Annotated in this window: 11 protein-coding genes; 9 read left to right on the top strand and 2 right to left on the bottom strand. The window is 71.1% G+C overall.

The annotated features are described in order from the left end of the window. Positions 1 to 203: 203 nt before the first annotated feature. Positions 204 to 593 (bottom strand): SsgA family sporulation/cell division regulator, encoded by a 390-nt coding sequence (locus IF78_RS0140520; protein WP_031487581.1) that lies wholly within the window; start codon positions 591 to 593, stop codon positions 204 to 206. Between the two features lie 169 nt (positions 594 to 762). On the opposite strand from IF78_RS0140520, the gene IF78_RS0140515 reads away from it, so the two are divergent. The 6 genes from IF78_RS0140515 to IF78_RS0140490 all read left to right on the top strand — a co-directional run bounded on the left by IF78_RS0140515 (position 763) and on the right by IF78_RS0140490 (position 5,898). Then, a complete protein-coding gene (locus IF78_RS0140515) occupies positions 763 to 1,830 on the top strand; it encodes an energy-coupling factor ABC transporter permease (protein ID WP_031487580.1) in 1,068 nt (355 codons plus the stop codon). A 1-nt stretch (position 1,831) separates the two neighbouring features. Further along, on the top strand, positions 1,832 to 2,593 hold the full coding sequence (gene cbiQ / locus IF78_RS0140510; protein WP_031487579.1) for a cobalt ECF transporter T component CbiQ: 762 nt from the start codon (positions 1,832 to 1,834) through the stop codon (positions 2,591 to 2,593). 184 nt (positions 2,594 to 2,777) lie between these two features. Then, the gene (locus tag IF78_RS0140505) at positions 2,778 to 3,596 is read left to right on the top strand and encodes an energy-coupling factor ABC transporter ATP-binding protein (RefSeq protein ID WP_199921464.1); all 819 of its coding nucleotides are present in this window, start codon (positions 2,778 to 2,780) and stop codon (positions 3,594 to 3,596) included. Then, positions 3,593 to 4,066 (top strand): MarR family winged helix-turn-helix transcriptional regulator, encoded by a 474-nt coding sequence (locus IF78_RS0140500; protein WP_031487577.1) that lies wholly within the window; start codon positions 3,593 to 3,595, stop codon positions 4,064 to 4,066. Before IF78_RS0140505 ends, IF78_RS0140500 begins: the two co-directional genes overlap by 4 nt. A 133-nt stretch (positions 4,067 to 4,199) precedes the next feature. Next, a complete protein-coding gene (locus tag IF78_RS0140495) occupies positions 4,200 to 4,649 on the top strand; it encodes an organic hydroperoxide resistance protein (protein WP_031487576.1) in 450 nt (149 codons plus the stop codon). A 91-nt stretch (positions 4,650 to 4,740) separates the two neighbouring features. Next, on the top strand, positions 4,741 to 5,898 hold the full coding sequence (locus IF78_RS0140490; RefSeq protein ID WP_031487575.1) for a serine hydrolase domain-containing protein: 1,158 nt from the start codon (positions 4,741 to 4,743) through the stop codon (positions 5,896 to 5,898). A gap of 151 nt (positions 5,899 to 6,049) precedes the next feature. Here the strand turns inward: IF78_RS0140490 and IF78_RS0140485 are convergent, their stop codons facing one another. Then, a complete protein-coding gene (locus IF78_RS0140485; RefSeq protein ID WP_031487574.1) occupies positions 6,050 to 6,325 on the bottom strand; it encodes a DUF1876 domain-containing protein in 276 nt (91 codons plus the stop codon). A 351-nt stretch (positions 6,326 to 6,676) separates the two neighbouring features. Between IF78_RS0140485 and IF78_RS0140480 the strand changes: the two genes are divergently transcribed. The 3 genes from IF78_RS0140480 (at position 6,677) to IF78_RS0140470 (ending at position 9,408) form a co-directional block, all read left to right on the top strand. Beyond that, on the top strand, positions 6,677 to 8,176 hold the full coding sequence (locus tag IF78_RS0140480; RefSeq protein WP_031487573.1) for a purple acid phosphatase family protein: 1,500 nt from the start codon (positions 6,677 to 6,679) through the stop codon (positions 8,174 to 8,176). Positions 8,177 to 8,226: 50 nt separating this feature from the next. Further along, positions 8,227 to 8,940 carry a class I SAM-dependent methyltransferase gene (locus IF78_RS0140475; protein WP_031487572.1) on the top strand — a complete coding sequence of 238 codons (714 nt, stop codon included), beginning with the start codon at positions 8,227 to 8,229 and terminating at the stop codon, positions 8,938 to 8,940. A 165-nt stretch (positions 8,941 to 9,105) separates the two neighbouring features. Beyond that, positions 9,106 to 9,408, top strand: coding sequence for a hypothetical protein (locus IF78_RS0140470; protein WP_031487571.1), 303 nt, complete (start codon positions 9,106 to 9,108; stop codon positions 9,406 to 9,408). The last annotated feature ends 6 nt before the right edge of the window (positions 9,409 to 9,414 follow it).

Below are 9,414 nucleotides of genomic sequence, written 5' to 3'. Positions count from 1 at the left end.
CGACGCTCCGCGTCGACTCCCTCCTCCGCCTTGCAGCTGCACGCTCCCCCACGCTCGAACCGGCTCGCGCGGGGGCACCCCCATCGCCCCGCTCGGGTCCGCCGAGAGGAACCGATCCTCGCAGCCGAGCTGATCCAAACGACAGGGCCTAGGGGCATGCGTGCCGCTGGGGCGGCTCCCACCCGGTGAAAGGCGGCACCTCGCTAGCGCCGGGCCGCGCGGCCCACCCCCGCCTCGGCGGCCACCGGCGCGCCGGCCAAATACGTGCGCCGCAGAAACCGCATCAGCGCCTTCGACTCGAACTGCACCACGGAAACCCCGTGCGCCGAGTGGAACTCCACCACCGCCTGCACCCGCCCACACGGCCACACACGTATCTCGCCGCTCTCGGCCGGCGCCCGCAACCCCTGCTCCAGCAGAGAGCGCGAGAACGTCCACTCATGGGCCTCACGCCCGGGCAACCGCACCCGCACAGACCGCGGATCGACCTCGGGGTCGTACTTCAGAACGACCGGGACCGCGTCCTGCTCTTCCGCCAGGATGTCCGCGTCGGTGACGATATGGGCTCTCGCATACTGCTCGACTACAGACATCGGACAACCCCTTACCCTGGGTGACCTGTGCGGAAGCTGTGCCTTCGCTCCCCCTCCAATGTCGCATATCTTCCTGAATGCGCCCTGCCGAGCAGGCATATATCACACGTGCGATAAACAAGCTCCTCGCTCTTGCAAGTGATTCGCATTAAGCCACTATCATCGAACGGTGCACGTACCTGACGGATTCATAGACGCCCCCACCTCGGTCGCGACCGGCGTGGTCGCCGCTGCCGCGGTCGCCGCGAGCCTGCGCGGCGCCCGCCGTGAGCTCGACGAGCGGACCGCGCCGCTGGCCGGCCTGGTGGCCGCGTTCATCTTCGCGGTGCAGATGCTGAACTTCCCGGTGGCGGCCGGGACCAGCGGACACCTGCTCGGCGGCGCCCTCGCCGCGATCCTCGTCGGCCCTTACACCGGCGTGCTGTGCGTCTCGGTCGTCCTGCTCATGCAGGGCATCCTCTTCGCGGACGGCGGCCTGACCGCGCTCGGCGTGAACATCACGTGCATGGGCATCGTCACGGTGGTCGTGGCGTACGCCCTGTTCCGCGGCCTGGTCAAGGTCCTGCCGCGCACACGCCGCTCGGTGACCGCCGCCTCCTTCGTCGCCGCGCTCGTCTCGGTCCCCGCCTCGGCCCTCGCCTTCACGGCGCTGTACGCCGTCGGCGGCACCACCGACGTCTCGATCGGCAAGGTCGCCACCGCCATGGTCGGCGTGCACATCCTGATCGGCATCGGCGAGGCCGCGATCACCGCGCTGACCGTCGGCGCCGTCATCGCCGTACGCCCGGACCTCGTCCACGGCGCCCGCGACCTGCGTCAGCGCCTGAAACTGCTGGTCAACGGCGAGCTGGTCGACGCCCCCGCCGACGAGCCGACGGCCGCCCCGGTCGCCGCCCGCTCCCCCCGCAAGGTGTGGGCCGCCGGCCTCGTCGCCTCCCTGGTACTCGCCGGATTCGTCAGCTTCTACGCCTCCGCCAGCCCCGACGGCCTGGAGAAGGTCGCCGCCGACAACGGCATCGACAAGAAGGTCGAGGAGCACGCCGCGGCCGATTCCCCGCTCGCGGACTACGGCGTCAAGGACATCACCGACGCCCGCCTCTCCGGCGGCCTCGCGGGCGTCATCGGCGTCGGCGTGACCATGGTCGCGGGCACCGGCGTCTTCTGGGCGGTGCGCAGGCGCCGTACGGCCGAGGGGGCGGACGCGTCCGACGTGTCGCCCGCGAGCACGAGCGCCTGAGATGGGCGCAGGGCACGCGCACAAGCTCTACCGGCACGGGCACTCGCCCGTGCACGCCCTGCCTCCGCACACCAAGCTCGCGGCGGTCTTCGCCTTCGTGGTCGTGGTCGTGTCCACGCCGCGGGAGGCGATGTGGGCGTTCGGCCTGTACGCCGTACTGCTCGCGCTCGTCGCGTACGCCGCGCGCGTGCCCGCCGGGTTCCTGCTCAAGCGGCTGCTGATCGAGGTGCCGTTCGTCGCATTCGCCGTACTGATGCCGTTCGTGGCGGAGGGCGAACGCGTCGAGGTGCTGGGCATGTCGCTGAGCGTCAGCGGGCTGTGGGGTGCCTGGAACGTGCTGGCGAAGGGCACGCTCGGCGTCGCCGCCTCCGTCCTGCTCGCCTCCACCACCGAGCTGCGCGAACTGCTCCTCGGCCTCCAGCGGTTGAAGCTCCCGCCGCTCCTCGTGCAGATCGCGTCCTTCATGATCCGGTACGGCGATGTCATCACGGACGAGATGCGGCGGATGCGCATCGCACGCGAGTCGCGCGGCTTCGAGGCGAGTGGCGTGCGGCACTGGAGCGTGCTCGCGAAGACGGCGGGCGCCCTCTTCATCCGCTCCTACGAGCGCGGCGAGCGCGTGCATCTGGCCATGGTCAGCCGCGGGTACGCCGGCTCGATGCCGGTGATCGACGAGGTGACCGCGTCCCGGGCGCAGTGGTCGTACGCCCTCGCGCTCCCGGGCACGGCTCTCGTTGTGTGTTTGCTGGGATGGTCGCTTTGAACCCTCCCCCAGCGGAAGCAGGGGGATTCCTGGCTCAGGAAGCCCCGCAGGTCAGCGCCCTGAAAGGTCTTACTCCCTCAACACCAGCCGGGACGGAACCTGGCCGGTTTGCACAGCGAACGCCAAAAGGAATGTGCATGCTTGGTTCTCGCAATGCACCGCTCGTGATCGGGGGTATCCGATCATGCGATGGGATTCGGAGGGTTTGGTGACATTCTCGCTGGAAGTTTCCGGCCTCGCCTTCGCCTACCCCGACGGCCACCAGGCCCTGTTCGGCGTGGACTTCTCCGTCGCGCGCGGCGAGCGGGTCGCGCTGCTCGGCCCGAACGGCGCCGGCAAGACGACCCTCGTGCTGCACCTCAACGGCATCCTGACCGGCGGTACGGGCACCGTGAAGGTCGCCGGGCTGCCCGTCGGCAAGCAGCACATGGCGGAGATCAGGCGCCGGGTCGGGATCGTGTTCCAGGACCCGGACGACCAGCTCTTCATGCCGACGGTCCGCGAGGACGTGGCCTTCGGGCCGGCGGCGGCCGGGCTGAAGGGACCCGAGCTGGAGGAGCGCGTCGACCGGGCCCTCGACCGGGTCGGCATGGCGGAGTTCAAGAACCGGCCCCCGCACCACCTCTCCTTCGGCCAGCGGCGCCGGGTCGCGGTGGCGACGGTGCTCGCGATGGAACCGGAGATCCTCGTCCTCGACGAACCCTCCTCCAACCTCGACCCCGCCTCCCGCCGCGAACTGGCCGACATCCTGCGCTCGTTGGACGTCACGGTCCTCATGGTCACGCACGACCTGCCGTACGCCCTGGAGCTGTGCCCCCGCTCCCTCATCCTCAGCGAGGGCGTGATCGCGGCGGACGGGAGGACCGGCGAACTCCTCGCGGACGACGACCTGATGCGCGCCCACCGGCTGGAGCTGCCGTTCGGCTTCGACCCGCGCTCCGTGATGGGGGTGCCCCCGCGCGAGCCGAGCGAAGCCGGTTCGAGCGTGGGGGAGGGCGCGTGACGAACGAGAAGCCCGCGAGCGACGACGCTTCGCTCCTGCTGGAGGAGCAGCTGTGCTTCGCGCTGTACGCCGCCCAGCGCGCGGTGACGGCCGCGTACCGTCCGCTTCTCGACGAACTCGGCCTCACCTATCCCCAGTACCTCGTCCTGCTGGTCCTGTGGGAGCGCGGCAAGACGACGGTGAAGGAGCTGGCCGGCGCGCTGCGGCTCGACTACGGCACGGTGTCGCCGTTGCTCAAGCGGCTGGAGGCGGCAGGGCTGGTACGCCGGGAACGCGCGGCGCGCGACGAGCGCTCGGTGCTGGTCGCGTGCACCGGGCGCGGGGAGGAGCTGCGGGAGCGGGCGGCTCGCGTGCCGGGCGCGCTGCTCGCCGGGGCCGGGCTCGACGGGCCGGAAGCCGCCCGGTTGCGCGAGGAGTTGTGGCAGCTGGCGGAGAAGGCGCAGACGGCCGCCGAGCGCAACCGCTGCTGATCTCGAGTTACCGATGGTTGCCCACCCCCGGGTAACCACGGGATACCTACCAGCCAGTATCTTGTGCACGATGTAGTTGTGCACCCACGCAGCGGAGCCGCACACTGATACAGCTTCTGGGGGAGGGCCAGCCATGACCGACGAGGGCACCGCTCCGGACACCCGTCCGACGAAGATCATGTACGTCGCCGAGGCCACCGCGCACGGCGGCCGGGACGGCTATGTCACCAGCCAGGACGGCCAGATCGACCTCAAGGTCGCGATGCCCCCGGAGCTGGGCGGCGACGGCAACGGCACCAACCCCGAGCAGCTCCTCGCCGCCGGGTACAGCTCCTGCTTCCACAACGCGCTGATCCTGGTCGGCAATCGCGAGGGCTACGACCTCACCGGCTCCACGGTCGCCGCGAAGGTCGGCATAGGCCCCAACAGGCACCGCGGCTACGGCCTCGCGGTCGCCCTCAGCGTCTCGCTGCCGGTGCTGGACGCGGACATCGCCGCCAAGCTGGTGGACGCGGCGCACGACGTCTGCCCGTACTCCAACGCGACCCGGGGCAACATCGACGTCACGATCCTGCTCGGGTAGCGAGACGTCGGCCACACAACGGAATCCAAGGCCGCGTACCCATGTTGGACTGACTGTCGCAGGCAGGGGACAGTTGGTGAGGAGCACGGGCGTGGACGTGAACGGCACAGTGGCCGAGGGCTTCGAGCCGGTCAGGGAGGCGTTCACCCGGAACTTCGCCGCGCTGGGGGAACGGGGCGCGGCCGTGGCCGTGTACCGCGAGGGGCGCAAGGTCGTCGACCTGTGGGCCGGCACCAAGGACATCGACGGCACGGAGCCGTGGCAGCCCGGCACCGCACAGGTCGTGCGGTCGGCGACCAAGGGCGTCGCGGCCGCCGTACTCCTCCTCCTGCACCAGCGCGGTGAGCTGGACCTGGACGCGCCGGTGAGCGCGTACTGGCCGCAGTTCAAGGCGCACGGCAAGGAGCGGCTGCTGGTCCGGCATGTGCTGAACCATCGCGCCGGGCTCCCGGCCCTGGACCGCCCGCTCACGCCGGAGGAGGCGCTGGACCCGCACCGCGGTCCCGAGGCGGTGGCCGCGCAGGCGCCCGCGTGGGAGCCGGGCACCGATCACGGGTATCACGCGCTGACGTACGGCTGGATGCTCGACGAGCTGGTCCGGCGCGTGACCGGGCAGTGGGCCGGCGAGTGGCTCGCGGCGGAGGTCACCGGCCCGCTGGGCGCCGAGCTGTGGCTCGGGCTGCCGGAGGCGGAGGCGGGCCGGGTGGGCCGTACCGGCCGGGTCGAGGGCCCGGAGCCGACGGGCGCCCTGCGCTCCCGCCCCAAGCGCTCCGTCACCGAGGCCTACGACAACCCGGACTCCCTGACGCGCCGCGCGTTCGCCGCGATCACCCCTTTCCCGGACCAGAACGACCCCGCCTACCGCGCCGCCGCCCTCCCCGCGACGAACGGCATCGCCACGGCCGACGGTCTGGCCCGCGTGTACGCGGCGCTGATCGGCGAGGTCGACGGCGTACGGCTCTTCGACCCGGCGACGGTGGAACTGGCTCGCGCCGAGGAGTCGGCCGGCCCGGACCGCGTCCTGATCGTGAACACCCGCTTCGGCCTCGGCTACATGCTCCACGGCACCGCGTCGCCCCTGCTGGGCCCCGGCTCCTTCGGCCACCCCGGCCGCGGCGGCGCCCTCGGCTTCGCCGACCCGGAGACGGGCATCGCGTTCGGCTATGTGACGAACGGCTTCCGCAGGACGGTGACGGCGGATCCGAGGGCGCAGGGGTTGGTACGGGCGGTCAGGGCGGCGCTGGCATAGCCGACGTGGTGGCCGCTCGGCGCCCACGTTGCGGGCGGTCGGACATCGCCCTTAGGGGCGCGGGGAACTGCGCGACCAGCCACGACGGCGCCGCAGCCGCCATACGACCTATCGCGGCACCCTCGATCGCGGACCGGCCCAACCGACGGCGTCAAACGTGGATCGGATGCGAGGTCCGCCCCGAAGCCTGATCGATCTCCCCATGTGCCTTGGTGAGCAACTGCATAGCGAGCTCGTTCAGCGCCCGCGCCCCGGCGATCTCCTCACCCACCCGTGGCTGATTGGAGTCGGTGTGGTGCCGTGTGGCGTTCCCGTGGGCCCGCACCTCGGAGCCGTCGGGCAGACGCACCATCGCGACCGCCCGCGTGTGCTGGTCGTCCTCCTGGAACTCCAGCTCGACATGCCATCCCACTGCGGTGTGCATCATGACGATCACCTCCGGAAGACCTGCTTCCAGGGTGCGCCCGAGAGGGCACCGACGACCAGTCGGGATGGGCATGCTTTTGCGCATGGACGCCCGTGAACAGGACTGCGTCGCCTGCGAGATCGTCGCCTGACCCCCGCCCCCTCGATGACCCTCGCCGGCCCGCCGCCCCGATCGTAGTCCCGGAGCAAAAACCTCAACTCGGGATCAGTGAGACTCGGCACACTCGCTTCGGTGACCGCCTTCGCCCTGCTTCCATGGAGATGTCGCGTTCCATGGAGATGTCGCGCACCGGACCTGGCCCCGCCGCCACCGCCACCTCCCCCGTTAACCGCTCTGGGCCACATCGAGGACATGCGCTGCTGTTTCTCCGCTCACCTCCCCGCTCTCGCGGCCCTGTCGGCCTTCCCCGGCCCCTGCGAGGTGCTGCGCTCCGGCGCGCGCCTCGCCCCCGCCCTGCTGCGGACGGCCTCCGCCGCCATGCGGCAGGCGCGCTCCCATCACCCCGACGACCTGACCGCCGTCAACCTGGAACTGGTCACCCTCACCGAGGACCGCGCGGTCGTCACCTGGTACACCGGCATCCCCGGCACCAACGACGGCCTGGGTCACCCCCTGCCCGCGATCACCGAGGGCGAGGTCGTCTACGGCACCCACCCGTCCCGGCTCAACCGCACCGCCTCCGAGGGCCGGCCGACCGCTCACCACCAGGTCGAGCTCACGGACCTGGAGCCGGGGCAGACGTACTACTACCAGGCCCGTTCACGCGGTGTGGCCGCCACGCCCACCCCGCTGCACCTGGTGCGCGGCAACGCGGTGGGCACGTCGACGTTCGGGCTGGGCTTCGGCGGCGGCCCGTACTCCTTCACCACCCCGCAGCCCCCGCCCGGCCGCCACCTGCTGTCGATCGCGCTCTGCAACGACCTGCACCTCGGCGAGACCACCGCGGGCCTGATCGGTGGCCTGCCCCTGCCGCGCGGGGTGGTCCAGCAGCCGGGGCGCGCGCCCTATCCGGAGCTGATGAGCCGGGCCCTGGTCGAGGAGGCCAGGCGGCGCGGCGCGGACGTGCTGCTGGCCGGGGGCGACATCTCGGCGGGCGGCGCGGCCGTCGACCTGCGCGAGGCCCGTCGCATCCTGGACGGCTTCGGCACGCACGGGCGGGACTACTTCGTCGTACGCGGCAACCACGACCGCTCCCGGGACGACGCCTTCCACACCACGTTCCCGGGCGGCGGCGACGGCACCGGGTTCTTCGCCCACGACCTCGGCGGGCTGCGGATCATCGGCCTCGACACCTACGCCAAGTCCGGCAACGGCGCCGACGCGGGCGGGCTCGGGCCGGACCAACTGGCATGGTTCCGGGCGCGGTTGAGGGAGCAGCCGGATCAGCCGACGCTGGTGTTCGGTCACCATCCGCTGACCGTGCGGGACTCCGTGTTCCCGGTGACCCGCGGCCAGTGCCTGGAGCGCCGCCAGGCCCGCGCGATCGTCGACGCCTACGCGGCCGCGCCCGGTGTCTTCCTCCACCACGCGGGCCACACCCACCGCAACAAGCGCACGCCGCTGGTGCGGGCCCCACACGTCACCCAGCAGGAGGTGGCCGCCGCCAAGGAGTACCCGGGCGGCTTCACGCTCCTGCGCATCCACTCCGGCGGTTACGCCCTCAACCACTACAAGGCCGACGCCCCGGCGGCCCGCCAGTGGAACGAGCGCAGCCGCCGCGTCGCCGCGGGCCTGTGGCCGCACCACGCCCTGGGCCGCTCGGTCGCGGACCGCAACAGCGTGACGGCGCATGACATGTCGGGCGTCGGCCCCGCGCTGACGACAACGCGCGCCGACAGCGAAGCACACTGACAGCACAGTGTAATTCGCGCATAACACTATGTGTTCGTAGCATCAAAAGCATGGCGACCCTCTGGGAGCTCATGCGGGACTGCATCCCCGACGACCACGCCCGCCAGGTCACCTCGCGGTACTACGTCGACGAGGTGATGGGCGCCCCCGGCGCACCCGGGCTGGTCGTCGACCTGGGGTGCGGCCGCGGCACGTCCGCGAGGCTCTTCCGCAGGCACGACCCGCTGGTGCGGTGGGTCGGTGTGGACATCCGGGACTCGCCGGAGGCCGGGCAGCGCACACCGGGCGGCGACCCGGTGGTGCACTACGACGGCGTCCACCTCCCCATGGGCTCGGACTCGCTCCCGCTGATCTATTCCCACCAGGTCTTCGAACATGTCGCCCGCCCGCGCGAACTGCTGGCCGAGATCGCCCGTGTGCTGGTGCCCGGCGGCCGGTTCATCGGGTCGACGTCCCAGTTCGAGCCGTACCACTCCTTCAGTCTGTGGAACTACACGCCGTACGGCTTCCGGGTCCTGGTCGAGGAGGCGGGGCTGGCACTGGAGGAGATCCGGCCCTCGCTCGACGGGGTCGCGCTGATCATGCGCAGCTACCTCGGCCGGCCACCCGAGTACAGCCGGTACTGGGACGAGCAGTCCCCGCTGAACACCGAGATCGACGACTGGGCGAAGCACGGCCGCCGCACGACGGCCCTGGTGAACCTGCGCAAGCTCACGTACTGCGGCCAGTTCGCGTTCCGCGTGGCCAAGCCGGCGCTCTCCTGACCTGCCCCTCGCACGACGTCATCCCGGTGCAAGATCGCGAAACTCGGCGCGCCGCAGGATGATTTGGGGCATTTCCTACTTAATCTCCCTTACGCGCAAGGGGTCGGCAGGCGTAAGGGGTCGACCTTGCACGCATCGCATCCACCTCACTCCACCGGAGATGACATGCACAAGCTTCGCAAGGCTGCCGTGATGGTCGCCGCCCTCAGCACCATCGGACTCGTGGGCGCCGGCACCGCCCACGCCGACGGCCGCGGCTGGGGCGACGGACACCGGGGCGGCAACCAGGCCAAGGTCCAGCAGAGCACCAGTTGCAAGTCCCACGACCTGAACATCGACATCCTCGGTACGGTCGGGTTGCTCAACGGCCTCCTGGGCGGCGCCCTCAACGGCGAGGGCTCCGAGGGCAGCCAGAACACCCACCTCGGCTCGACGATGGGCTGCAACAACGCCGCCTTCAGCAAGTGAGCGTCT

Source organism: Streptomyces bicolor (assembly GCF_000719285.1).
GTDB lineage: Bacteria > Actinomycetota > Actinomycetes > Streptomycetales > Streptomycetaceae > Streptomyces > Streptomyces bicolor.
Note: the sequence above shows the minus strand (reverse complement) of the source record. Positions and strands in the feature narration are given on the sequence as shown.